The organism is Mariprofundus micogutta (assembly GCF_001895085.1).
Classification (GTDB): Bacteria; Pseudomonadota; Zetaproteobacteria; order Mariprofundales; family Mariprofundaceae; genus Mariprofundus; species Mariprofundus micogutta.
Map to the genome: position 1 here is coordinate 17,006 of NZ_BDFD01000009.1, position 23,987 is coordinate 40,992.

Genomic DNA, 23,987 nt, shown 5'->3' on the forward strand with positions numbered 1-23,987 from the left:
TTTCCATCGTCTCCCCCCAGTGTTGCCTAAGCAACATTCAGTTTGACGAGCGCTTTACCCCACTGTTTTACTCGGTTATACCCGATTTGTCAAATGATAAGAGCACCAAAGCCATTAATCTCAGGCTGTAGTAATCAGGCGGACACGGAAAGTGCGGCCTTTAAGTTTGCCTGTTTCCAGTTTTTTCAGGGCAGCTTTAACCACATCACAACCAACAGCCACATAAGCCCAGTTATCGAGGATATGGATTTTCCCCACCTGTTTGCCGGTGATGCCACCCTCACCTGTCAGGGCTCCGAGAATGTCACCGGGACGAAGCTTCTGCTTTTTACCGCCACCGATCTGCAAGGTTGCCATGGCCGCTTTAAAGACGGGTTTATCAAGCACACTTTGAGGGGGCAACGGCTCACTCTCGATGCTTGTGTTCAGGTAGTCGCCGAACAGAGCCAACTTGTATTCATTTCCATTATGCAGCGTGAAGGAAGCGCCCTTGCTGCCGGCACGGCCTGTGCGACCTATGCGGTGCAGATAGGTTTCAGGTTCATGCGGAAACTGGAAATTGAACACTGCATCCAATGCATCAACATCCAGACCACGCGCTGCAACATCGGTAGCCACAAGGATAGAGATACTTTTATTGGTAAAGCGCACCATGACCTGATCACGCTCGCGCTGTTCGAGATCACCATTCAGAGCCATGGCGCTGAAACCAAGACGTCTCAGGTCCTCAGTAATCTCCCAGGTTTCCTTCTTGGTATTACAGAAGACCACGCTGGATTCGGGTTGATGCTCGGCTAACAGGAGATGCAGCGCAGTCATACATTGCTTCGGACTATCAACTTTATAAAAATGCTGTGAAATCGTTGTGCTGTCATGAGTCGATTCCACCTGCACCATCACAGGCTTAAGCATAATGCGCCTGGAAATGGACTTGATCTGATCCGGAAATGTCGCACTGAACAGCAGTGTCTGGCGCCACTTGGGAATCTGATTAACAATATTATCCAGTGAGGCCTGGAAACCCATCTCAAGCATGCGATCAGCTTCATCCAGCACCAGTGTATTCACCCGGTTGAGTCTCATCGTCCCACGACTCAGATGATCTTCGATACGACCGGGTGTGCCGACAACAATGTGCGCACCGTGCTCCAGCGACCCCACCTGAGGCCCGAACGGCATGCCCCCGCATAATGTCAGCACCTTAATATTGGATACCGAGCGCGCCAGACGACGAATTTCCTTGGCTACCTGATCTGCAAGCTCACGGGTCGGGCAAAGCACCAGCGATTGCACAGCATGAACTTTCACATCCAGCTTTTGCAGCAGACCGAGGCCGAATGCAGCGGTTTTTCCTGAGCCGGTTTTACCCTGAGCAATCACATCCTTGCCGGCCAGAATATCCGGCAGACTCCTTGCCTGAATCGGCGTCATATGTTCATACCCCAGTGAAGTGAGGTTCTTTAAAAGGTCGGCATGTATCTTGAGAGATGAAAAGGCTGTGTTGCTCATAATATCCTGTGGTTAAACGGTGTTGTTCAAGAGTGGTGATAGCCGGATGCTAGTGCCCTGACTATGTAAAAGATATGCGCCGCCCTGCAACTGCTTGTTTAATCTTTTTTCCGCTTCCACTGAAATGCGGGTTTGGACGCAGTTTCTTTTGACACTGAAGGTTTCGATACTGCGGATTCTACGTTCCTTGTTTTCACCTTTGCGGCTACTGATTTTTTCTCACCACGATATTTGATTTGCAGGCCTTTTATAAAATTACGCAGCACCTGATCCATGCAGGCACGATAATGGTTGTGGCCGGGTTTGCGGAAGAAAGCACTCAATTCATGCTTACTCATCCGTCGCTCATCCAGTGCAAGAATCTCAAGAATATCATCGTCTTTCAGATTCAGTGCAATTCTCAGCTTCCTGAAGATGATATTATTATTCAAACGTTGTTCAGGTTCGGGTTGTGGCCCGTCCCGTCTACCGCGTTTATCGATAATCAGACCATTAAGAAACAGAGCCAGTTCCCGATCAGTGAGTTCCTGCCGTGCAGGATCATCATCTTTCTTTAACCATGCACTGGTCTGCTCACGTGTTACCGGAAAGTCTGCCAACCCGAATAGTGCAATCATTTTAGAATCGTTAAAATCGAAGGCATAACGGACACGGCGCAGAATATCATTATTGGTCATCAGGCGACTCTAGGTCCGACCTGTTCAGTTGCAAATGCCGGATAGTCCTTACTACTTTTGCACTTGAAGAATGACCATGCATAATTGAGTGATGAAAATAATCACCGCTAATCTCAACGGTATCCGGGCAGCCTCACGCAAAGGTTTCTGGGACTGGTTTAACGATCAGGATGCAGACTTCCTCTGCTTGCAGGAATTAAAAGCGCACGAGCACCAACTACCACCAGAGTCTTTACCTGAGCGCTACTATCGGCATTATCATTTTGCCGAGAAACCAGGTTATTCCGGCGTGGCACTTTATTCATGCAACAAACCCGATGCTGTACATATTGGACTGGCTTCGATCGACCCTGAAACTGACTGGTCGCGCTTTGATGCTGAGGGGCGTTTTATCATGGCAGATTTCGGTAACCAGTCCGTCATCTCAGCCTATTTTCCATCCGGCTCCAGTTCACCCGACCGTCAGGCTGGCAAGATGGTATTCCTTGAGCAGTTCCTGCCACTGATGCAGCGATTGAAGAATGAAGGGCGCGAGTTAATTGTATGTGGGGATATGAATATCGCACATCAGAATATCGATCTGAAAAACTGGCGCGGTAACCAGAAGAATTCCGGCTTCCTGCCGGAAGAACGTACCTGGATGAGCCAGTGGCTCTCTGCCGGTTTCGTCGACCCCTTTCGCATACTGTATCCTGAAAAAGAGCAGTACAGCTGGTGGTCGAATCGGGGCCAGGCTCGTGCCAATAATGTCGGCTGGCGCATTGATTATCATATTTGCACTCCCGCAATCGCCAATACCATTAAAAGAATTGATGTTTTTACCGATCATTGGTATTCTGACCACGCTCCAATCACAGCAGAATTCGGAGGCTGAATGAACACCACCCACCCTGCAAAAGATTTGCAGGTACTGGCAGAGTCGCTGGCAAGCGTTGCCAAAGTTACAAAAAACCTCGATGTCCTGATCTTCGGTGCAGGACTCGGCGGTCTGGCGATGCTGGAGGTCTTGAGCCAATCTGAACATGTAAGTATTCATTCCATTATCGACATCTCAGAGGATGCACCCGCATTTCAACTTGCACATGAACTGGGCGTCAACACCTCGACCGACAGCTCTGCAGAACTGGAATCATTCAGAGGCGATATCATCATCGACGTAACCGGTGACGCTTCACTACGTAGCAAACTGATAGCCTTTAAAAGAGAACATCAGGTAGAATTGATTTCTGCCAAATCAGCCAAGCTGCTATTTGATATGGCCAATCAGGAACTGCGAAGCGAGCGTACAATCGAAACACAGAACTCCCGATTAAGTCTGTTGGACTGTATGCTGGAAATCACCCTGCAACTGGAAAGTCGCCCGCCTATTCATGATATCACCAGCCGATCTTTTGCTGATATCCATAGCCATGTTCATGCGATAAGTGGATTAGCTCTGATCTTTGATAAACAAAGCAAAGCCCCTCAATGCGTTGGTGCTATCGGTGAGAATGCCCCCGATTGTTCTGAAATCGAGTCATGTCAGTCCTGCAATGGCATCATCCTCGATGCCTGTAGCAGATTATCCCAAAAGGAACGTTATAAGCTTTTTAAACCTTCGATTCAGATTAAATGTCAGGCCATCGAAAACTGCTACAATGTTGCATTACCTCTGTGGCAGGACACTCGCCTGTCAGGCGTACTGCTGTTTGATATCCAGGCCCCACTGAGCAAAGAGCAGAAAACAACCCTGAAGATGGCATCAGTTCATCTTAATATGACTTTCAAAACACTGGATCACTTTCAGCAGCTTGAGGAGATGGCCATCTTCGATGCATTAACCGGCGTGTTCAATCGTCGTAAATTTGATATGCAGCTGCATCAGGAAGTCAGCCGAATCAAACGCATGAAAAACGGCACATTGACCTGTGGTTTTATCGATCTGGATGATTTCAAACAGATCAATGATACCTATGGCCACCAAACCGGCGATCTGGTGCTAAAGCATATAGCTACAAGTATCGAAAGCTGCATCAGGGACTACGACCTGTGTGCCCGCTATGGCGGAGATGAATTTGTCATCCTGCTTCCATCTGATGATGCCATGCAGGGCTCCTGTCTGGAAAGGATCGGCATGCGTATTCTCGAAAAGGTTGCCAACTTTGATCTTGTGAATGCCCCTGAAATCAAAACCAGCGTCTCCATCGGTCTTGTTACGCAGTCCGGCGAGACTGCTCACGCTGAAACCTTATTGAAAAAAGCTGATGAAGCGCTGTATGAGGCAAAAAAATCAGGCAAGGGATGCCTGCGAATATTTGCAGATGAGCAGTTTCATTATACCCCATCTAAAGAATGAGGATTGATCAGTTATTTGACCTGTGCGACAATTTTGAAACCACCACACTTTTTTAGTTTCGCCAGAGTCATTCTATTACCCCACACACAGCCGGTATCCAGCCCCAATACGTGTGCCTGGTCTTTGACCAGACCTTTAGCTGCCCAGTGTCCATAAACCACATGCGTCTGTTTATGCCACTTTGCTCTTTTGTGTGCATACCAAGCCCTGTCGCGATAATTGCTGCTTTCGCCGGTACGCACATCCCAGTTAAACAAACCGTCACTGGTACAGTAACGCGTACGAGTGAATACAGCCGTAGCAAACAGTAATCTTGTTGGATCCGCTTTTTTCGGTTCGCGAATCGGGAATTTCACATGATGTAGCTGGCGGCAAAACTCTTTCCATTCGTTGCCCTGCAACTGCGCTTCGATCTTGCGTGCCCGCTTCCTGGCTTTTTTCAGCGACCAGTTCGGATGCAGGCCGGCATGTACCATGGTCCACTGCATTGTTTCATCATGATACAGAATCGGGCGAAACCGCAGCCATTGGATCAATTCATCGCAATCTTCGGCATCAAGAACATCTTCGAGTGAGTCACGTCGATATTTCAGCCCACCAGCAGCAAGCTCCAGCAAATGCAAATCATGATTTCCCAGCACACAGATGCATGAATCACCGAGACTCTTGAGAAAGCGCAGAGTTTTCAGGGAATCCGGCCCACGATTAACGAGATCACCCACGCACCAGAGTGTGTCACTGGATGCATCAAATTTTACTTTTTTGAGAAGTTTCTTCAGGGAGTTATAACAGCCCTGAATATCACCAACCGCGTACACTGCCATGGGCTAAAGTCTATCCTTTTGCTTTCACCACAGCGAGCAGTTGAGGAATAAATTCCGCCAACTCTGCTGCCATAATGGCAAAATCAGCATCGAAACGAGTGACCTCATCATCACCGGCTTCACCTGCCTCATCAAGAATAGCTGAATCAAAGCGCATGCGTTTAATGGAAAGGTCCTCGTTTAGTACAAATGACAAGCGCTCCTGCCAGTTCATGGCCAGCTTTTTCACTCTATAACCATTTCTGACATGCGCCCGCACATCATCAGATGCAATCTCCACATGAGCACAGCGGATCACCCCCTGATTTTCATTACTGGAACGCATTTCACAGGCATCTTCCAGTGTGAAAGCTGATGGAAGGCTATGATCATTAACCAGCCATTCTGTCATGGCTGCTTCCAGAGAATCATCGGTGGAAGGCAGAACCACATTAAAGGTGCCCAAAGTTTTACGCAGATATTCGATCAATTCTTCGGCTTTTTTTGCGCTGGCTGCATTGACGATGAACCAGCCCTGTTTCGGCAAAATAGCCGCATAGGTAAGACTGGTTTTAACCAGCGCTCTGGGCATTAATTCCTGCAGCACCGAATCCTTGATATCACTGCGCTCTTTACGACCAACCAGACGCCCTGCTTCCTGTTCAATCTGCATGACCTGCAGTTCCACCTGCTCTTTTACCAGAGATGCAGGCAGCACCTTATCCTCGCGCCTGAGACAGAGCATAAGATTACCATCGGTCTGATGCACCAGCATCTGGCCATTATGACCCAATGGTTCAGTCCAGCCCTGAGCAGCCATTTCCATCTGACCACAAGCGCGGGATTTACGCGTTGCCAGAACCACGTGCAATTTCTGCGCATCCAGCTTGAATTCATCTTCAAATTTGTAGAAGTGTATGTTTTTAAACCACATTGATTGTATAATCCTTTAATATTGAATGAGACCTGAAAACGTCTTTGGACAATCGGAACTGACGCAATGTACCAAAGCAACGGCACTTCACAACTACCATGATTCGCACCTGCATCTTCGACTTCATCATTCAAGCCATCAGCGCTATACTCAGCTGTGATGTCTGACACAGCGAACAGCATTCCTTTCAATAGTTCTACTCCCGGCACGCTGGGTGTGGAGATGGAATGGATGTGTGTGGATGCAGATTCAGGGCAACAGGCTCCGCTTGCCCCTTATGTGTTTTCTGTCATTGGAGACACACCGCGCATCAAGCCGGAACTGTTCACCTCGATAGTTGAAATCAACACTGAAATTCATACGTCTACAAACTCAGCCATGCAGGAATTACTCGATCTGTATAAACAGGTCGATGTCGTATTACAAAACCAGAACGGTGCCCTGCTCTCTTCCGGCACTCATCCTGTTTCTCACTGGCGTGACCAGGAAGTCAGTGATGACCCCCGTTATTACCAACTGCTTAAACGGCTGCAATGGGTAGCCAGGCGTTTTAATATCTGCGGCATTCACACACATATCGGTATGCCTGATGGAGATAACTGTATCAAAGTCATGAACCATCTGCTGCCGATCATGCCGGTATTTCTGGCCATCTCTGCCAATTCCCCATTCTGGCACGGTGAAAAAACCGGGCTGGCTGCCAGTCGCATCAAGATCTTTGAAGGCCTGAGTCAGGGTGGCATGCCATTTTATTTTGCCGACTGGCAGGACTTCGAACATTGTACACAACGGCTTATGGCTACAGGCAGCATCGGTTCGGTGCGTGATATATGGTGGGAAATGCGCCCTCACCCCGACTTTGGCACGCTTGAAATCCGTATTGGTGACATGCCAGCAAGCTTTGACGATACCGCGGCCTATGTTGCTTATGCCAGAGCTGAAGCCATGGCCGCAATCGGGCATGAAGAGCCTCTGAAAGTTCATCCTTCGCTGATTCGTGAGAACCGCTGGCGAGCCTGCCGCTACGGTATACGGGGAACCATTATCGATCCGTTCAGCGAAGAACTGATCCCTGTGCTCGACTGGCTGGAAAAACGACTGGATCAACTGGCTGCCTACGGCATCGATGACAATGAACTACAACTGGTTGCCAGGCAGATATCATACTGGCGCACAAATGGTGGTGGCGCTGATTCACAGCGCGAGTTGTACAATACAACTGATGACTTTTCAGCCATGGTACGAGCCATGCGTGAACTGGATGGGTGGTGAAATGCGGATAACTGAAGAACAACTTGCAGCTGCTGTTGAATCCGTGATGCCTGAGGTAGTGAATATGCGTCGGCATCTGCATCAGCACCCGGAACTTTCGGGAGAAGAAAAGAATACCGCACAAATGGTTGCTCAAGCCTGTAAAAAACTGGGCATGGAAGTGCATGAAGGCATTGGTGGTTTTGGCTTGCTTAGCACACTGAAAATTGATGAGGACAAGCCCTGGATCGCGTTTCGTGCTGATATGGATGCACTGCCCATTCAGGATGGAAAGCAACGCCCATATGCCTCCAGAGTATCTAATAAATCGCATACTTGCGGTCATGATGTCCATACCGCAGTCATGCTTGGAGTCATACATCTGTTGCATGCCCAACAGGAACATCTGAATCATAATATCGCTTTTGTTTTTCAGCCTGCCGAGGAAACTTGCGAAGGCGCATCCGCCATGTTGAGAGACAATGTGTTCGGAGATATCAGGCCTGAACAGATTTATGCCATGCATGTTTACCCCTATCTGCCTGCAGGTTCTATTGGCCTTAGAGATGGTCCGATGTGTGCCGCTGCCGATATGTTTGATGTGGAGATTCTTGGCCGAGGCGGTCATGCCGCGCGTCCTCACGAATGCATCGATGTAGTTCTGGTCGCCACTCAGGTCATTCAGGCCCTGCACCAGATTGTCGGACGTCGCGTCAACCCGCTTCACCCGGCAGTGCTCACCATTGGTCAGATTCACGGGGGACATGCTGGTAACGTTATCCCCGATCAAATCTCATTTTCCGGCACTTTCCGCAGCCTGCACCCTGAAGCACACGAAGAGATCCGCTTAGTCATGGATCGGATCATTCGTCAAACCGCTGAAGCATGGGGTGCCAGCGCAAAATTCAACCTCAGGCAGGCCACACCTGTTTTAAGCAATGATCCGAAGCTCTTAAATCAAGCCCGTGATGTGTTTAAAGAAATTATGCCGGACACTCTGCTTATTGATATTGAGGAAGCTTCCATGGGCGGTGAAGATTTTGCCGAGTTTTTGCGCGACACTCCAGGTTGCCTGTTCAGGCTTGGCACCGGCGGCGGTCCTGAAACCAGGTACCCTCTTCACCATCCATGCTTTGATATTGATGAATCGTCCATGCGCTCAGGTGTTGCAGCTTTTTCTGCACTGGCATTGCTGCAAAAGTAATCCGACACGGGAACGACTCACTCGAAACTTTCAAACATTAATACGACAGGGTTCGCGGTCACACCGATCAGATAAGGTTCACGGCCTACCCTTCGGAAGTTATTTCGTTCGTAGAATCGAATCGCTCCTTCATTCTTCTCCCAAACGCGCAACCACCAGCCTGAATAACCGGATGCGATCACCTCCTGCCTGACTGTATTGAGCAACAGTCGACCGATGCCTTTGCCATAAACTTCAGGAACAACATACAACCGAACCAGTTCAGCCACATTCGCATCAACCAGATATTCCGGCTTTGAAGTCTCCACGAGCTTTGCATAAGCCAAGATGTTCGATTCACTCTCGGTCAGATAATAACTGACACTCAAACTGAGAATCTCTGAGCGAATAAGCTCAGAATCAAACACCTTCGCTAAATATGATTCCATATCACTGGGCAGGACAATGGCGCCATACGCCCTGGCAAAAGTACTACGGCCAATTTCAATAATAGCCTCCACATCTTCAAGGGTGGCCAGTCGAATGTTACAATTTATACTATTTTGCAGAACACACCTCTTTTCCATGTGATGTACAAATGATAGCTCTCTGTTTACGCGAGGCAATTCAAGCTGGTCGAATCCAGCTGCAACAATCACACCCCCCACAGTCAAAGCTGCTTGTATATATCATGCTCAGCATTATGCTGCGCAGCAATTCAGACCATGCTCAAACATGGTTAATCTACTGCACCACGGAACTGTAATTGATTTCTACATCAGGTATTACCATGCAATTCGGGGACTATCCCCTGTTTGAAAACATCTCGGTTAAATTCGGAGATGGTAACCGCTATGGCCTGATTGGCGCGAATGGTTGCGGTAAATCCACATTCATGAAAATTCTCGGTGGTGATCTGGTACCGACATCCGGCAATGTAAGTATCGACCAGCATGAGCGACTTGGTAAATTGCGTCAGGATCATTTTGCATTTGAAGAGTTTACCGTGCTTGATACCGTGATGATGGGTTATGAAGCCCTGTGGACGATCAAACAGGAACGCGACGCTATTTATGCTCTGCCTGAAATGTCCGAAGAAGACGGCATGCGCGCCGGTGATCTGGAAGGACAATTTGCCGAACTCGACGGATACAGTGCGGAATCCAATGCTGGCGAATTGCTGATAGAGATGGGTATTCCGGTGGAAGACCATTATAATCTGATGAAATCCATTGCTCCTGGCTCAAAACTTCGCGTACTGCTGGCTCAGGCACTGTTTGGTGATCCGGAAATCATTCTGCTAGATGAGCCAACCAATAATCTGGACCTCAACGCCATTCGCTGGCTGGAAGGTGTGATTAACGAGCGCAAGAGTACAATGATCATTATTTCACATGATCGCCATTTCCTGAACAGTGTCTGCACCCATATGGCCGACATGGATTATGGAGAACTGCGTATTTATCCGGGCAATTACGATGAATATTCGGCAGCTGCAGCCCTGGTTCAGGAGCAGTTATTAACTTCTAATGCCAAAAAAGCAGAAGAGATCCAGGAACTTGAGGCATTTGTTCGTCGTTTTTCCGCCAATGCATCCAAAGCGACTCAGGCGCAGTCACGTGCCAAAAAGCTGGATAAGATCAAACTTGATGAAGTGAAAGCTTCAAGCCGTATGAGCCCGTTCATGCGCTTTGTACAGGATAAAAAGCTTTACCGTATTGCGCTTGAACTCAAAAGTCTGAGCAAATCATTTGACAGCTTACCTTTGTTTGAAAACTTTGATTTGATGGTACCTGTCGGTGAACGAATTGCCGTAATCGGCCCCAACGGCATTGGAAAAACCACGCTATTACGCTGTCTGGCCGGCGATCTGAAACCAACCTCCGGCATTATCAAATGGTCAGAAAACGTAAAACTGGGCTATTATGCTCAAGATCATTCGGCAGATTTTGCTGAGGATTTGAATCTTTTTGACTGGATGGCACAGTGGAAAAGAAAAGAACATGGGGAGCAGGAAGTTCGTGGCAATCTGGGACGTATGCTATTCAGCCAGAATGACATCAACAAATCGGTTAAAGCACTTTCAGGCGGTGAACAGGGACGCATGCTGTTTGGCAAGTTCATGTTCGAGAATCCCAATGTGATGCTGCTGGATGAACCTACCAACCATATGGACATGGAATTTATCGAATCTCTGAACACAGCTCTGGCAGCTTATCCGGGAACGCTGATCTTTGTTTCCCACGACCGGGAATTGATCTCCTCCATTGCTACACGCATTATTGAACTGACACCTGAAGGCATTGTGGATTATCACGGCACTTATGAAGAGTATCTGAAGTCTCAGGGTGTCGTTTAGCTAACACTGAACAGGACAAGCCCCAATCCTTGAATCCTGAGCCACAAGATCTATGCTTAGATGTATTGGAGGTTGCTGTGCAAAGTGATAATTTAACTGACCATAACAAAGCCTGGCTTGATGCTGCTGCACGTTGCGACGAAGAATCTTTAAGACACCTGCTCAAGCTTGGGGCAGACATTAATACTGTCGATGCAAATAAAAATACAGCTTTACATCATGCCACAAAACAGGCTCATATCGCCATCATGCATTTCCTCATCGAGAACGGTGCAGATCTGAATGCACAAAATGACAGATCATCCACCCCTCTTCATCTTACCGAAAAAAATATCGATACGATACGCATACTGCTTGAAGCCGGTGCAGACCCGAACATCAAAGATGCTGATTGGGATTACCCGTACTATTTTGCCTTTTATGGCTCCATGACTCGCGAACTGACCGACTTGTACATCAAACACGGAGCACATTTGGAATATGCTGATAAATCAAAGTAGTCCTCAGCCTCGTGAAGACAGTTCATTAAATAGTATTAAGTCGTTCCTCACCAAAGCACAACCTGCAGCAACCATGATCACAGCCATGACTTCACAATAATGTGACTGTCTGAGGAGAAATGACGATGGGATACCTGTTCATGTTTGCCGGACTTTTTATTACACTTTACACGGGCGCATTCTTTTACATATCGCTAAAAGATTTTGACTACGCAAGCTGATAATCAGAAATCTATTGCTGATCCAAACAGACCTTGAATTCATGATCTTTCAACCCTATACATAGCATTATGCTAAGAATTGTATTTCTACTATTTATTACTATCCCACTACTTGAACTCTGGGTTCTTATAGAAGTTGGTAGTGGCATTGGCGGCCTATCCACGATCGCGCTCTGCCTGCTTACTGCTGCCCTCGGCGGCTTTCTGATTCGCTATCAGGGTCTATCCACACTGGTGGATGCACAAAAGCGTATGGCGCATGGAGAAGCTCCTCTCGATCATGGCCTGCATGGGCTGATGATCGCGTTATCCGGCATTTTGCTATTCACGCCGGGCTTTATCACCGACAGTATCGGTTTCCTGCTGTTATTCCCGCCCTTTCGCCGTTTTATGATTGGCAGACTGCCCACGCAACAGATTCAATCCCCGCACCAGGCCCGTCATAACAGCAGCTCCGGCTCTGACATTATTGATGTGGAAGTAATTACCCACGATAAACACGTGCCATGATGCAAGCTCGCTTCGCTTGACCTGATATCTCACACCCTTACATTACGATCTGATTTTGGAGGTTACACATATGAATCCAGCAACAATGACATCTTCAGCCCATCTGGCTGACGCTCGCATCTCATTCCTCGGCAAGACCTATGGCATGCTGGCAATGTGCATCGCATCCGGCAGCATCGGCGCTTATATGTCGATGGGCCTGGCATTCCCGTATGAACATCCATGGATGATGCTGTTCATTATGATTGGAGGCATCTTTGCAGTTCAGGCTGTACGCCATGTTAAAGGCCTTAATTTTGTAGCCTTGATTGGTTTCGGTGCTATTACCGGCATGGCGATTGCACCACTGGTTACTGCAGTCTCAGCCAAATCACCTACACTTGTAGTGCAGGCATTTATGACCACAGCTGTTGCCTTCACAGCTCTGACTGCTTACACCTTCATCTCCAAGCGTGATTTCTCATTCCTCAAGGGTTTTGTATGGACCGGGCTGATTGCCATGATCGTACTGGGTCTGTCCAACTACTTTTTCTTTGAGTCACCTGCACTGGCACTGACGCTCTCCGGCGTTGGTGTCCTGCTATTCTCCGCCTTCATCCTGTATGATACATCCAGTATTCTGCGCGATTATCCGAATGACGAGTATATCTCAGCAGCTCTGACACTGTATCTGGACGTATTCCTGTTGTTCCAGCATCTACTGGCCATGTTTGGCATGCTCGGCGACGAATAAATCACAGAATAAAAAGTCATGAATTGATCATGCGGCCTGTTTTTGGGCCGCATTTTCGTTAGTATCACCCCTTTCATATCAGATAACAGCTGTGACCATGGAGATTACTATGTTGGATAAAGCTTTGATGGAAATTCTTGCATGCCCTAAATGTAAGGGGGATATCCATTATAATGACTCCAAAAATGGACTGGTTTGCGATGCCTGCAAACTAGAGTTCCCAATCCGTGATGATATTCCGGTCATGCTGATCGATGAGGCAAAAGTACTAAGTAGCTGATTTCTGGCTTTCCGGGCTTACCTCCTTGTCCATCCTGATTAAAACCCTCTTTTTTCTGGTGCAGTTGCTACCGGTGCGCTTGCTTGGCGCTTGCGGTGCCGGGCTTGGCCGGTTCATTTATATCATGAACCGTCGCCACAGAAATATTGCCCTGCGCAACCTTGATCGCGTCTACCCTGAAAAAGATGATGCATGGAAAATCCGTATTGCCCACGAATCATTCGCTGAACTCGGGCGTACAATGTTCGAGATGCCACATGTATTTATGCGCTCAAAAGCATACCTGCTATCACGCATTGAGTTAGAAGACGAAGCCTTGTACAAGAGTGCTGTTGAGCAAGGTCACGGTGTAATCATGACCGCCATGCATCACAGTAACTGGGAGTTGGGGGCACTATGCTTCTCCATGCTGGGTTACGAATGTGACATTATCTATCGCCCACTTAGACAAGCTCCGGCAGATCAATTCATCAAACTATCACGAACCCGTTTTGGAGCCCATCTTCAATCCAGGTTTGAAGGCTTGCGCTGGCTTCCCCGTGCTTTGAAAAACGGGCACACTATCTGTGTCATGGTTGATCAACACCTTTCCAATGGAACACCGGTTCCATTCCTTGGACATATGGCCAATACCACTACGCTACCGGCCACCTTTGCCAATAAATATAATACTCCACTGCTTGGCGTAAGCCTTGACCGAATCGGAACATCCTTTCGCTTCAAACTACGTTTTTGGAAAATTGAACTACCTGCTTCTTCAGATGGAAAAAAACAGGATGATGTTGCAAGCATGCAAACGATTTGCGAGTCGTTTGCAGCGAATGTTCATGAACGTCCAGAACTGTGGTTATGGATTCATCGCCGCTGGCTCTATTTGGATGAACAGGAACAGGCATGAGTAGGCATAAGCCGGTATCACGCTTTCTCTGGCAGGCATCGCAAAAGAGTACCCTGTTTCAGTGGTCAAAAAAGAACCTGAAACTCGAACGGGCAGAAATGGAAATGAGCATGCTGCCTCTGTTGACTCAGCATACAAAACAGTATTCTGCTGATAGCAGCATTCTTGAGATTGGTTGTGGACCTGTATGTATCAGCCACTCCTTGCCACATAAGCACAAAACTTATCTTGATCCTTTGATTGATGATTTCAGACGCATGTTTCCCGGGGAACTGCCAGAAGATGGAGAACAACTGGCCTGTAATGCAGAACGCATCAACAAAGAGTCAAACAGTTACGACATCGTGATCTGCCTGAATACACTTTCATTTTCGATGAATCCTGAATTGATTGTCAATGAAGTTGAGCGTCTGCTAAAACCCGGCGGGATTTTTATTGTTGAAATGCGCACGCACAGCGCCCTGGAAGCAAGGCTGCACTACTGGCTGCTTAGATTCCTGCCACGTATTACAAGAAGCCCTCGCCCCTATTACTACTCCTTAAAAGGCATCCGAAAAACACTGGAAAGACACTTCTACATCAACAGTGAACAGAAGCTCAAGAAACAAATACTCTGGCTGCCATTTTTTAAACGTGAACAAAGACTTTTTGTATGTACGCCACAAAGAAAGAAAGCAGTGGCAAAAAGTGATCTATGAATAAAGCACCGCATCTGCTACTCATGCCACCGAACTGGATCGGTGATGTGGTCATGGCACAACCAGCCATGGCTGCGATTGCCAATCACTATCGCAATCAACTGGGATCTGAGCATATCACAGTCTGTGGGCGTAGCTGGTTAAGTGATCTGCTGCCCTACCTGAATATCCCGGGTGCCCAGTATGAAGCAACGATTCCTGCTGCAGATACAGCTTATGTTTTCCCGAACAGCTTTCGCTCTGCCTGGCAATGTAAAAAAGCCGGGGTGAAAGAGATCATTGGCTACCAGGGGCAATGGCGCAAGTTGTTGCTGGATCGGGCATTGCCTCACCGCATCAGCCTTAAACATGAACACCATCGCCTCTCTTATCTCGATATTGCCGGGCAGATGAAATTCACAACAGCCGACACTGAAGTCTGCCTCTCCACTCCGGATGGTGATAAAGAGGCAGGCCGCACACTAATGCAACAGCATGGGCTAAATCCGGAACGGGTGATCTGCCTTGCTCCCGGTGCCCAGTTTGGTGGTGCCAAATGTTATCCAGCAGAACAATATGCCGAGATTGCTTACGGCCTTGTGGAATCTGGCTGGCAACTTCTCATTCTGGGTATGAAAGAAGACAAACAGGTCGGGGACTTGATTCTGCAGGACCTTCGTGGACCACACTGGAATGCCGCTGGCACCACCTCACTGGCTCAGGCGCTGCAGCTGATTTCGGCCTGCAAGATGATGTTATGCAATGATTCCGGTCTTATGCATATCGCAGCAGGACTTGCCATCCCGACAGTAACTCCGTTTGGCGCAACCGACCCTTCTCGCACTGCACCCAGTGGGCCTGCTGTAAAAATTATTTATCAACCCGCCGAATGCAGTCCCTGCCTGAAAAGGGAATGTACTGTTGCAGGGCATCCATGCATGACAAACATCACTTCTCAAATGTTGCTTGATGCCTGCCTTTCCATGTTGAAATAATAAGCATTGAAATGAAAATACTGATCGTAAAACTTTCAGCATTTGGTGATATTATTCATGCGCTCCCTGCCCTTGATGACGTTCTGAATCATCCACTGGTTGAAGAAGTCCACTGGCTGGTGGATAGCCGCTACGGATTCGTCACAGATATTTTCCCTGCTCGCGTGCAGGTGCATCAGGTTGCCCTGAAAGGTGACCAACCCCTGCAATCAGCCTGGGCAGCAATCAAAAAACTACGCCGCAAAGAGTTCGACGCAGTATTAGATCTTCAGGGTCTGATGAAATCCGCAGTATTAGCACGCGCCTGCGGCTCACCAGTGTATGCCTTCGACAAACGGTTTGTGCGTGAAAAACCGGCAGCCCTGTTAACCAGAAACGTTCGTTTTCATGATCAGGACAGACATGTAGTGCAACAATATCGTCGCATTGCAACTGCCCCGTTCATCGCTGACTTCAATCAGCCGGAAAACCCTCTCTCCTATCGTCAGCCACAAATCAGACTGTCAGAAAGTCACTGTACATCTGATAAGAATCTGCTTGGCAAGCTTGGTTTGCAGGAGAGGCAATATGTTATTCTGCATGCAGCAGGTGGCTGGGCAACCAAAAAACTGCCTGAAGAGACGTGGCTGACTATTGCCAGAGGCCTGGCGGACAAGGATCTTCTGCCGCTATTCAGCTGGGGAAATGAAACAGAAGCTGCACAGGCGAAAAGCTTTGCCGGGAAGTGTAATGGCTACGCCTTGCCCGAACGCCTGAATATGTCAGCATTGTGCTCACTTATCGGAGGCGCACGTGCGGTGGTTGGCGCTGATACAGGCCTGCTACATCTGGCAGCTGCTCTGAATCGACCAACCATCACATTCTGGGGCCCATCCGCTTCTTGGAATTCGGCTCCGTTAAGTGTAAGAAACGGCAGTACAGATGGAGCGAAACATTGGCAGATCGAATCGAATCCGGATTGCGGGCCCTGTTTCAAACGAACATGCGACAACTTTGTTTGCATGAATGCCATTTCAGCCGAATCCATTTTAAGGATATTACATGAGCTCTGAACCCATTTCCGGCCATCCCCTTCGTAAGGTTTTTCTGCGCGCCCGCATTCCGGCAAGCATATTGATGGCTCTGGCCATCATCGTGTTTGCCAAGCCTACCCAAACCAGTTGGCTGCTTGGACTAGCCGTTATTGTTCTCGGAGAAACACTGCGTATCTGGGCATCCGGCCATATCCACAAAATGGCCGAAGTAACACAAACCGGCCCCTATGCGATGTGTCGTCATCCGCTCTATCTCGGCCACCTGATCATCGCTAGTGGTTTCTGCATCGTGGGTGACAGCATGCTTGCCTTTATCATAGTCACCATCTCATTTTTCATCGTCTACATGCCAACATGGAAAAATGAAGAGAAATATCTCACCGAACAGTTCGGCGATACATACAGCGATTTTATGAAAGCTACCCCCGCCCTGCTACCTCGCTGGAGCTCCAAGGTTTTCGACGGCTCATTCAGTTGGGCTCTGGTGAGTCAGCACAGAGAGTGGAAACATGCTGCTGGTCTGCTTGCTGGCGTAATTGCCATGGCCTTGCTGGGCATGTTTGTGTACGACACTTGGTGAAACCACTTCATATTATCGGACTGATGCTGGTTGCTCTCTGGCTGCCTGCACCGGCTGTTGCCGATGATGTTTCTGAACCGGCCAATGAAGCTCCAATAGAGGTCCCGGTGCAGACCTCTGTTGCCGCTCCTGCCACGGAAGTAGCGCCTGAGATTCAAAAACCATGCATGCCTTATATTGGCGAACATTTGAGCTTTAACGTTGACTGGGAGTTTATTAATGCAGGCTCAGCCAGCATGGATATTCACCCTGCGCCAAATGGCTGGCAGGTCAAAACTATAGCGAAGACCAACAAGGCCCTGGATATTTTCAGAAAAGTACGTGATTACATTACGGCTGAGGGAGTATGTGTAAATGGTCGCATGCAGAGCACACTGTTTGATGCCAATCTGCAGGAGCGCAAATACTCGGCAAAAAAACGTACCGAATTTCTCTGGCAAAAAGATCAAGTGACCCATACTCAGAACCAGGTCACAGAGCATTTCGATGTGCCGGCAGGCCATCTAAGTGTTATTGATGCATTCCTGGCAGTGCGAGGCCTGAATCTGGAAGCTGGGAAAACCGTAAATATCCCTGTCTTTGATTCGCGGAAGCGTTATGAAATCGAAGTAAACGTCTCTGAAAAAAAAGAGGTGATAAAAGCACCCTGGGGCGAAAAAGTCAGTTGCATCATTGTTAAACCAAAACTCAAAACAGCCGGCATCTTCACCAATAAAGGGGAAATGACCATCTGGATGACTGATGATGGGCGCCATATCCCAATCAAGGTTATGGCCAAAATCAAATTCGGACGCATCTTTGCCCGTCTAACCTCCTATCGGTCAAATCCTGCTGTGCAAGCTCAAAACGGGACAATACGGTAGAAATACAATACCTTTAAACAAGCAGGGACTGCCTGCGATTAACGCTGGCTGGTCAAATTACCGCATTGGGCCTTTGGCGCAGTTGCTGGTAACATTCGCCAGCGAAATTAAACACTTTGTAACTAATCTTAACCGAGGATTGAACTGCAATGGCACGATTATTTGACCACCCGCTAAAGCGGAAAGCCCGTTTTGAGGCTGAATATGCCGGAAAAAAGGTGCTGGATGTCGCCTGTGGATGCGTAAAGTTCAAAGGTGCGACAGGACTTGATTACAATGTACGCTCCTATATGCCGTCAGAACTTCAGGCAGATGTCACCTATGACCTGCTAAAGTTCCCCTACCCGTTTGAAGAGAACAGCTTTGATATGATCTGGTGTTTTCATTTTCTGGAACATTTCCAGGATCTTCCCAAAATCATGGAAGAATTTTATCGTCTGCTGAAACCGGGTGGGAAACTAATTATCAATACCCCGCACTTCTCAAGTGTTGAGGCTTACCGGCACTGGCAGCACTGCCACTTCTTTTCACGCGGTTCCTTTGACTATTTCTGTGAAGATTCGCATGAATGGGAATTTTACGACTGCCGTTACAAACTTACTGATAGCAAAATCTTTTTTGATGATCTGACTACTGCACTTGGCATCAGTCTGGTTGCCAATGCATTTTCATGGCAGTTCGAACGTCGTCTATCGTGGATATTTCCTGCCTCCAGCGTCTATTTCGAACTGGAAGCAATCAAGGATTAAGCTGAAGTGAGCCCCCTTACTCAGGCAGAGGATAAAGCATGATCATACTTGGCATCAACGACATCGCCCACCACAACACATCCGCTGCATTGCTCAGGGATGGTGAAGTGATTGCAGCCATTGAAGAGGAACGACTCTCTCGCGTCAAACTGGATAACAGCTATCCGCATACCGCCATCAATGAAGTGCTCAAGATTACTGGCATATCAGCTGATGAGATTGATCATGTTGCACTGGCTGGCTTGGACCATGGGGATCAGCGTCCTGCACTGGACCGATTGTATGAACATATTGCCGAACTTGCTAAAGAAGACGGAGATATCCGAAAGTTTTACCGCAAACAGCAACTGAACCGTTATACACGCTTGTTACGTTCGCGCCCTAAGATGCCCGAAGCATTCAGTAAAAAACCTGCAACGGTTGTTGAACATCATCAGGCGCATGCCGCCTCTGCCTATTTCTCATCACCCTTCAAAGATGAAAAAGTCGGGGTAATTTCGCTGGATGGATCCGGTGACTTTTCCTGGGGTTCGGTCTGGATCGGTGAACATGGCAAGATGCAACATGTGGAACATCTGCATGCGCTCAACAGTCTGGCTCTGCTCTACTCCGCTTTCACCATCTTCCTCGGTTTCAAGGCAACCCGCCACGAAGGTAAGGTGTTGGGACTGGCTGCATTCGGTAAACCTGAGCCCCTCTATAGCCGTTTAATGGAACTGGCGAATCCGGATGACTGGGATCATCTGCTGCATGCCAAACTGGCCAAATGTACACTGAGACAGCATGGTGATATGGCACAGAACAGTATTGCGGAACTGACCGAAGGATTGAGCAAAGAAGACATCGCGGCCGGCTTGCAACATTTCACGGAAAAACTGGTCTGCGATAAGGTCGAGGCATATGCCACTGAGTTAGGCGTGTCTCACCTGGCTCTTGCAGGTGGTATTTTCGCCAATGTGAAGTTGAATCAATATATTCTTGAGTTGCCCGGCATCGACAATATCTACATTCACCCCAACATGGGTGATGGTGGTCTTGCAGCTGGCGCGGCTTTGCAGGCTTACGCGGATCTGAACCCCGGCAAACTGCCCATATTCATGAATAATATCTATCTCGGCACTGCAATTACTGAAGACAGTGCTGAGCAGGCACTGAAAGAGGCAGGTATTAGCTATCAGCGGCCTGTGAATATGGCCAAAACTGCAGCCGAACTATTAGCAAATGGCAAAGTGGTCGCACGTGCCTGTGGCGGCATGGAGTACGGCCCGCGCGCACTCGGCAACCGGACCGTGATGGCCCCCTGCTCGGATCCCGAGATTAACGACTGGCTGAATAAAAAATTCCAGCGCACTGAATTCATGCCATTTGCACCCGTGATCCTGGAAGATTACTGCACAGACTATTTCCCGGCCTGGAAACCTGAGCACAAGGCCGCACGATTTATGACCCTCACCTATGATGCTGCGGATATTGCTAAAAAGAATATTCCTGCAGCGGTGCATGTGGATCAGACAGCCCGGCCTCAAGTCATCCTGCGTGAAGATAATGAAGGTTATTACGACATTCTCCACGAATATCATGCACTAACCGGCATTGCCAGCGTCATCAATACCAGCTTCAATATGCATGAGGAACCGATTGTCTGCACAGCATCAGATGCCATTCGCGCCTTTCTTGATGCGAAACTTGATGCACTGATTCTTGGCCCGTTTCTGATTCTCCTGCCTGAATGAATAAGCCGGACAAAACCCCGATCAGTATCACGATCGTTGCCTGCAATGAGGAAAAACGCATTGGGGAGTGTCTGAGAAGTGTTCAATGGGCAGATGACATTGTAGTGATCGATTCCGGCAGCACAGACAGAACGCTTGAAATTGCCGAAGCAAATGGTGCACGTGTGATTCATCATGACTGGCCTGGTTATGGTGCACAAAAACAATTTGCCACAAGTCAGGCAAAACATGACTGGATTCTCAATCTCGATGCTGATGAATATGTCACCGACAAGTTAGCTGACAGCATCAGAAATACATTTTTAGATTTGCCGGAATCCATAGTTGCATTTGAATGCAACTTTGAACACTTCCTCATGGGACGCTGGTTACGACATGGTGAAGCCTACCCTGATCCGCATATTCGTCTGTTTAATCGTCAGGCTGGCAACTGGAATACACGCCCGATTCATGAACATATCGAAATCAACGGCCCAACAGATAAACTTGAGGGAAGCATTCGTCACAGAACTGTAGAATCGCTCGCAGAGTACATCGAGAAGATCAATGGTTATACAGATCTGCAGGCAAAGATCATTGTAGAATCCGGCAAGCGGGTGAGATTTGACCAGCTGTTTTTGCGTTCTTTCTGGCGTTTTCTGCGCGGTTACATTCTCAGATTGGGTTTTCTCGATGGTATTGCGGGACTGACGCACAGCATGACTTCAACGCTGACCACCTATCTGAAATTTGCCAAAGCCTACGAATTACAAAACAAAGATCGGGGTTAATCAGGCCCTCGCATGAAGATACTGCACATTGTTCGCCAATACGGGCCGGTGGGTGGCATGGAACGCTATGTACTTGAAGTGACTAAAGCTCAGGCAGAACTGGGCGCAAATGTGCATGTGCTTTGCGAGTGTTGCCATGTACAACCACCTGAAAATATCCTGGTACACCGGCTTGGACAAGGAATACGAAAACCGCGCTGGTTATCCGCCCTGCTCTTTTCCCGCAAGGTCACTGCCTGGATCAATGAACATCCTCAACTCAATACAATCATTCATAGTCACGAAACGACAGGCGAACACCATATCACCACCTTTCACGGCCCTCCTTTTGCGCGCATTCGTCAGTCCGGTTGGTGGAAAAGGATTTCTCTGCGCGTCTATGCAAACCTCTGGCTGGAAGAGCGTGAACTGTGTGCTCCACAGGTTCAAAAAGTCTCACCAAATTCAGAACTCATAGCGCAAGAGTTACTCAATGCTTATCCGGAAACACAACAGCGCCTGACCCGTCCGGTTGTGCCAGGCGTGGAAGCAGGAGAACTGCGTTCTGAGCGTAAAATACCCGCCAATGGCGGCATTATCTGTTTCATTGGCAAAGAGTGGAAACGCAAAGGGCTGGATCGGACAGTGGCCATTGTTGAACAACTACGAAAACAACGCCCTGACTGCGAACTGTGGGTACTCGGCCCGGAGCCCGAAAATATATCGCATCTGTTCAAAAATTGGCACGGTGGTTATCGTCTGCTGGGACTTGCCGACTCACGTGAAATTTTACCCCAGGTGGACCTGCTACTGCACCCGGCCCGACGGGAACCGTTCGGCATGGTTATTACAGAAGCTTTGGCTACGCAGGTGCCGGTTATTGTATCCGACCAGTGCGGTGCAGCCAGTGAAATCAACGCGCTTCAGGGGCTTGTACTGGATGAGCATGCTGCAACTGAAAAATGGGCCACTGCGTGCAACGAGTTTTTGAATCGTGCGACGGCTCCACCTCTCTATAAGCACAGCTGGAAAGATGTAGCCTGTGAATACCTTGATATTTATGCTTCTATAAAGCTTTAGCTCTTTTTCTCCCAGCGATGAGCAACTCTATGCTGGATAGCCTGATGCAACCAATACAGCCAGTCTCCCACACGGGAAAAGACTTTAGGCATATGTCCCTGCTCAGCTCTTTTCCATGAGAAAATACCCAGCCACATCATGGCTATCTGGGATGCCCACATCGTCCAGCCCGGGAAAGCCCCCTGACTCACCTGCCTGTGTAACATCAGCTGAACATTATAGATAACAACCAGCAATGCGATACCAGCAATCAGAGAACCAGCCTTGCCTGATCGTTTCTGCGTAATGGACAGTGGCAGAGCAAAGAAAAACAGCACAAGCACCGTAGTCGGCAGTAAAATACGACGATTCCATTCGGCAACCGCATCCGCCTTGCCGGACTTGTTCATTGCCTGCCATAGCTCAACAACGGTCATCATCGTCACATGTTCAGACGATACCCGTTTCTGCCAATTGCCATCTGAGACAGGTATGGATACAACATAATCATCAAAAGTAAGCATACGCTGATCATCTGCCTGACCTTCAAGCCTGACCCCTCGCTGCATTTTTAACTCCAGATAGTTGCCAATCATGACAAAACGGGCGGATTCAGCCGTATAGATTACAGATACACCATCACGATGATCCTCCAGAATGACGCCATGATATGTACCCTGTTCATCTTCACCATCGACATAAACAGTGACGCCATCAAAACCCTGGGTAAATCGCTGTGGTGAAAAAGTAATCACTCCCTTCATAGCATATATTTTTGTCAGAATATTATTAAAACCGAGCTGCCCCTGAGGCAACAGCACCATGGATGTGTATGTCAGTGCCAGCCACAGGGCTATCACCAATCCGAAAAAACTACGAAAAATACGCGTATAAGAGATACCGGAAGCACGTAATGCATCCATCTCGCTGTTTTGCTGCAGGGCACTGATCGTATTCTGCATGGAAAGGAAAAATGCCATGGGTACCGTTAGCAGTAAAAAGTAAGGCATGGTTAACACCAGGAGTTCAGCAATCAAGGCCCAGGCCTGACCACTATCGCTGACTGTTCCAAGCAACTTCAGAGCCCGTCCTAACAGCAATACGCCCATCACAAGGATCAGGCCACCCATAAACGGGCCTAACCAGAGACGTAAAATGTAGCGATCAAGAATCATGTCAGCCTATCACCTTCGCTATCTTCACCATAATCTTTCGTATTCAGCGATACTAAGGAAAAAAGCTGCATGCCGCATCAGATCAATACGCTATTTCTATTCGCATTATGCCATCTTCAAAATTGTTGCTGTAATATATAAGGCTTTTGATAAGCTTAGCTCTACAAATAAGCCCCCTTT

Annotated in this window: 24 protein-coding genes and 1 pseudogene; 19 read left to right on the top strand and 6 right to left on the bottom strand. The window is 48.2% G+C overall.

The window, feature by feature from the left end; translation table 11 throughout:
• Window positions 1-120: 120 nt before the first annotated feature.
• Together dbpA and MMIC_RS06205 are read right to left on the bottom strand one after the other, a co-directional pair.
• Window positions 121-1,509 carry an ATP-dependent RNA helicase DbpA gene (dbpA, locus tag MMIC_RS06200; RefSeq protein ID WP_072659603.1) on the bottom strand — a complete coding sequence of 463 codons (1,389 nt, stop codon included), beginning with the start codon at window positions 1,507-1,509 and terminating at the stop codon, window positions 121-123.
• A gap of 224 nt (window positions 1,510-1,733) precedes the next feature.
• A pseudogene (locus tag MMIC_RS06205) lies at window positions 1,734-2,186 on the bottom strand (YehS family protein); the annotation flags it as partial.
• 91 nt (window positions 2,187-2,277) lie between these two features.
• On the opposite strand from MMIC_RS06205, the gene MMIC_RS06210 reads away from it, so the two are divergent.
• Together MMIC_RS06210 and MMIC_RS06215 are read left to right on the top strand one after the other, a co-directional pair.
• A complete protein-coding gene (locus MMIC_RS06210; protein WP_072659604.1) occupies window positions 2,278-3,060 on the top strand; it encodes an exodeoxyribonuclease III in 783 nt (260 codons plus the stop codon).
• Window positions 3,061-4,521: a GGDEF domain-containing protein gene (locus MMIC_RS06215; RefSeq protein WP_072659605.1), complete on the top strand. Its 1,461-nt coding sequence runs from the start codon at window positions 3,061-3,063 to the stop codon at window positions 4,519-4,521. It abuts the gene before it with no gap.
• An 11-nt stretch (window positions 4,522-4,532) separates the two neighbouring features.
• Here MMIC_RS06215 and MMIC_RS06220 read toward each other — a convergent pair whose 3' ends face one another.
• Both MMIC_RS06220 and MMIC_RS06225 read right to left on the bottom strand, forming a co-directional pair.
• The gene (locus tag MMIC_RS06220; RefSeq protein WP_072659606.1) at window positions 4,533-5,345 is read right to left on the bottom strand and encodes a symmetrical bis(5'-nucleosyl)-tetraphosphatase; all 813 of its coding nucleotides are present in this window, start codon (window positions 5,343-5,345) and stop codon (window positions 4,533-4,535) included.
• A gap of 10 nt (window positions 5,346-5,355) precedes the next feature.
• On the bottom strand, window positions 5,356-6,258 hold the full coding sequence (locus tag MMIC_RS06225; RefSeq protein WP_072659607.1) for a recombination-associated protein RdgC: 903 nt from the start codon (window positions 6,256-6,258) through the stop codon (window positions 5,356-5,358).
• A gap of 159 nt (window positions 6,259-6,417) precedes the next feature.
• Here MMIC_RS06225 and MMIC_RS06230 point away from each other — a divergent pair, with 159 nt between their 5' ends.
• Complete coding sequence (locus MMIC_RS06230; protein WP_072659608.1) at window positions 6,418-7,530, top strand: carboxylate-amine ligase; 1,113 nt, start codon at window positions 6,418-6,420, stop codon at window positions 7,528-7,530.
• Entirely contained in the window at window positions 7,481-8,713 is a 1,233-nt protein-coding gene (locus tag MMIC_RS06235; protein ID WP_227819391.1) for a M20 metallopeptidase family protein, read from the top strand. The genes MMIC_RS06230 and MMIC_RS06235 overlap by 50 nt, the downstream gene beginning before the upstream one ends.
• Window positions 8,714-8,730: 17 nt before the next feature.
• Here the strand turns inward: MMIC_RS06235 and MMIC_RS06240 are convergent, their stop codons facing one another.
• Window positions 8,731-9,360 carry a GNAT family N-acetyltransferase gene (locus MMIC_RS06240; RefSeq protein ID WP_072659609.1) on the bottom strand — a complete coding sequence of 210 codons (630 nt, stop codon included), beginning with the start codon at window positions 9,358-9,360 and terminating at the stop codon, window positions 8,731-8,733.
• A 98-nt stretch (window positions 9,361-9,458) separates the two neighbouring features.
• On the opposite strand from MMIC_RS06240, the gene MMIC_RS06245 reads away from it, so the two are divergent.
• From MMIC_RS06245 to MMIC_RS06315, 15 genes are all read left to right on the top strand, one after another.
• Entirely contained in the window at window positions 9,459-11,051 is a 1,593-nt protein-coding gene (locus MMIC_RS06245; protein ID WP_072659610.1) for an ABC-F family ATPase, read from the top strand.
• Window positions 11,052-11,080: 29 nt separating this feature from the next.
• The gene (locus MMIC_RS06250; RefSeq protein ID WP_227819392.1) at window positions 11,081-11,551 is read left to right on the top strand and encodes an ankyrin repeat domain-containing protein; all 471 of its coding nucleotides are present in this window, start codon (window positions 11,081-11,083) and stop codon (window positions 11,549-11,551) included.
• A gap of 290 nt (window positions 11,552-11,841) precedes the next feature.
• Entirely contained in the window at window positions 11,842-12,282 is a 441-nt protein-coding gene (locus MMIC_RS06255) for an FxsA family protein (protein ID WP_072659612.1), read from the top strand.
• A 70-nt stretch (window positions 12,283-12,352) separates the two neighbouring features.
• The gene (locus tag MMIC_RS06260) at window positions 12,353-13,015 is read left to right on the top strand and encodes a Bax inhibitor-1/YccA family protein (protein WP_072659613.1); all 663 of its coding nucleotides are present in this window, start codon (window positions 12,353-12,355) and stop codon (window positions 13,013-13,015) included.
• A gap of 109 nt (window positions 13,016-13,124) precedes the next feature.
• Complete coding sequence (locus tag MMIC_RS06265) at window positions 13,125-13,295, top strand: Trm112 family protein (RefSeq protein ID WP_072659614.1); 171 nt, start codon at window positions 13,125-13,127, stop codon at window positions 13,293-13,295.
• Window positions 13,296-13,320: 25 nt separating this feature from the next.
• Window positions 13,321-14,193, top strand: coding sequence for a lysophospholipid acyltransferase family protein (locus MMIC_RS06270; RefSeq protein ID WP_072659615.1), 873 nt, complete (start codon window positions 13,321-13,323; stop codon window positions 14,191-14,193).
• Window positions 14,190-14,891: a class I SAM-dependent methyltransferase gene (locus MMIC_RS06275; RefSeq protein WP_072659616.1), complete on the top strand. Its 702-nt coding sequence runs from the start codon at window positions 14,190-14,192 to the stop codon at window positions 14,889-14,891. Before MMIC_RS06270 ends, MMIC_RS06275 begins: the two co-directional genes overlap by 4 nt.
• Window positions 14,888-15,865: a lipopolysaccharide heptosyltransferase II gene (gene waaF / locus MMIC_RS06280; protein WP_072659617.1), complete on the top strand. Its 978-nt coding sequence runs from the start codon at window positions 14,888-14,890 to the stop codon at window positions 15,863-15,865. The genes MMIC_RS06275 and waaF overlap by 4 nt, the downstream gene beginning before the upstream one ends.
• An 11-nt stretch (window positions 15,866-15,876) precedes the next feature.
• The gene (waaC, locus tag MMIC_RS06285; RefSeq protein WP_072659618.1) at window positions 15,877-16,917 is read left to right on the top strand and encodes a lipopolysaccharide heptosyltransferase I; all 1,041 of its coding nucleotides are present in this window, start codon (window positions 15,877-15,879) and stop codon (window positions 16,915-16,917) included.
• The gene (locus tag MMIC_RS06290) at window positions 16,907-17,479 is read left to right on the top strand and encodes a methyltransferase family protein (RefSeq protein ID WP_072659619.1); all 573 of its coding nucleotides are present in this window, start codon (window positions 16,907-16,909) and stop codon (window positions 17,477-17,479) included. The genes waaC and MMIC_RS06290 overlap by 11 nt, the downstream gene beginning before the upstream one ends.
• Entirely contained in the window at window positions 17,476-18,342 is an 867-nt protein-coding gene (locus MMIC_RS06295) for a DUF3108 domain-containing protein (protein WP_227819393.1), read from the top strand. The genes MMIC_RS06290 and MMIC_RS06295 overlap by 4 nt, the downstream gene beginning before the upstream one ends.
• Window positions 18,343-18,491: 149 nt before the next feature.
• Window positions 18,492-19,091, top strand: coding sequence for a methyltransferase domain-containing protein (locus tag MMIC_RS06300; protein WP_072659620.1), 600 nt, complete (start codon window positions 18,492-18,494; stop codon window positions 19,089-19,091).
• A gap of 38 nt (window positions 19,092-19,129) precedes the next feature.
• On the top strand, window positions 19,130-20,824 hold the full coding sequence (locus MMIC_RS06305; RefSeq protein ID WP_072659621.1) for a carbamoyltransferase family protein: 1,695 nt from the start codon (window positions 19,130-19,132) through the stop codon (window positions 20,822-20,824).
• Window positions 20,821-21,594 (top strand): glycosyltransferase family 2 protein, encoded by a 774-nt coding sequence (locus MMIC_RS06310; RefSeq protein WP_072659622.1) that lies wholly within the window; start codon window positions 20,821-20,823, stop codon window positions 21,592-21,594. Before MMIC_RS06305 ends, MMIC_RS06310 begins: the two co-directional genes overlap by 4 nt.
• A 12-nt stretch (window positions 21,595-21,606) precedes the next feature.
• A complete protein-coding gene (locus MMIC_RS06315) occupies window positions 21,607-22,653 on the top strand; it encodes a glycosyltransferase family 4 protein (RefSeq protein WP_072659623.1) in 1,047 nt (348 codons plus the stop codon).
• Here the strand turns inward: MMIC_RS06315 and MMIC_RS06320 are convergent.
• Window positions 22,650-23,807 carry an LptF/LptG family permease gene (locus MMIC_RS06320; protein WP_072659624.1) on the bottom strand — a complete coding sequence of 386 codons (1,158 nt, stop codon included), beginning with the start codon at window positions 23,805-23,807 and terminating at the stop codon, window positions 22,650-22,652. The genes MMIC_RS06315 and MMIC_RS06320 overlap by 4 nt on opposite strands.
• Window positions 23,808-23,987: the final 180 nt, after the last annotated feature.

Excerpts from the sequence above, each read along its gene's own strand:
- MMIC_RS06265 (WP_072659614.1), top strand. The coding sequence starts at position 13,125 with ATGTTGGATAAAGCTTTGATGGAAATTCTTGCATGCCCTAAATGTAAG.
- MMIC_RS06260 (WP_072659613.1), top strand. The coding sequence starts at position 12,353 with ATGAATCCAGCAACAATGACATCTTCAGCCCATCTGGCTGACGCTCGC.
- MMIC_RS06290 (WP_072659619.1), top strand. The coding sequence starts at position 16,907 with ATGAGCTCTGAACCCATTTCCGGCCATCCCCTTCGTAAGGTTTTTCTG.
- MMIC_RS06300 (WP_072659620.1), top strand. The coding sequence starts at position 18,492 with ATGGCACGATTATTTGACCACCCGCTAAAGCGGAAAGCCCGTTTTGAG.
- MMIC_RS06310 (WP_072659622.1), top strand. The coding sequence starts at position 20,821 with ATGAATAAGCCGGACAAAACCCCGATCAGTATCACGATCGTTGCCTGC.
- MMIC_RS06275 (WP_072659616.1), top strand. The coding sequence starts at position 14,190 with ATGAGTAGGCATAAGCCGGTATCACGCTTTCTCTGGCAGGCATCGCAA.
- MMIC_RS06255 (WP_072659612.1), top strand. The coding sequence starts at position 11,842 with ATGCTAAGAATTGTATTTCTACTATTTATTACTATCCCACTACTTGAA.
- MMIC_RS06320 (WP_072659624.1), bottom strand. The coding sequence starts at position 23,807 with ATGATTCTTGATCGCTACATTTTACGTCTCTGGTTAGGCCCGTTTATG.
- MMIC_RS06305 (WP_072659621.1), top strand. The coding sequence starts at position 19,130 with ATGATCATACTTGGCATCAACGACATCGCCCACCACAACACATCCGCT.
- MMIC_RS06210 (WP_072659604.1), top strand. The coding sequence starts at position 2,278 with ATGAAAATAATCACCGCTAATCTCAACGGTATCCGGGCAGCCTCACGC.
- MMIC_RS06235 (WP_227819391.1), top strand. The coding sequence starts at position 7,481 with ATGACTTTTCAGCCATGGTACGAGCCATGCGTGAACTGGATGGGTGGT.
- MMIC_RS06315 (WP_072659623.1), top strand. The coding sequence starts at position 21,607 with ATGAAGATACTGCACATTGTTCGCCAATACGGGCCGGTGGGTGGCATG.
- MMIC_RS06230 (WP_072659608.1), top strand. The coding sequence starts at position 6,418 with ATGTCTGACACAGCGAACAGCATTCCTTTCAATAGTTCTACTCCCGGC.
- dbpA (WP_072659603.1), bottom strand. The coding sequence starts at position 1,509 with ATGAGCAACACAGCCTTTTCATCTCTCAAGATACATGCCGACCTTTTA.
- MMIC_RS06220 (WP_072659606.1), bottom strand. The coding sequence starts at position 5,345 with ATGGCAGTGTACGCGGTTGGTGATATTCAGGGCTGTTATAACTCCCTG.
- waaC (WP_072659618.1), top strand. The coding sequence starts at position 15,877 with ATGAAAATACTGATCGTAAAACTTTCAGCATTTGGTGATATTATTCAT.
- MMIC_RS06225 (WP_072659607.1), bottom strand. The coding sequence starts at position 6,258 with ATGTGGTTTAAAAACATACACTTCTACAAATTTGAAGATGAATTCAAG.
- MMIC_RS06215 (WP_072659605.1), top strand. The coding sequence starts at position 3,061 with ATGAACACCACCCACCCTGCAAAAGATTTGCAGGTACTGGCAGAGTCG.
- waaF (WP_072659617.1), top strand. The coding sequence starts at position 14,888 with ATGAATAAAGCACCGCATCTGCTACTCATGCCACCGAACTGGATCGGT.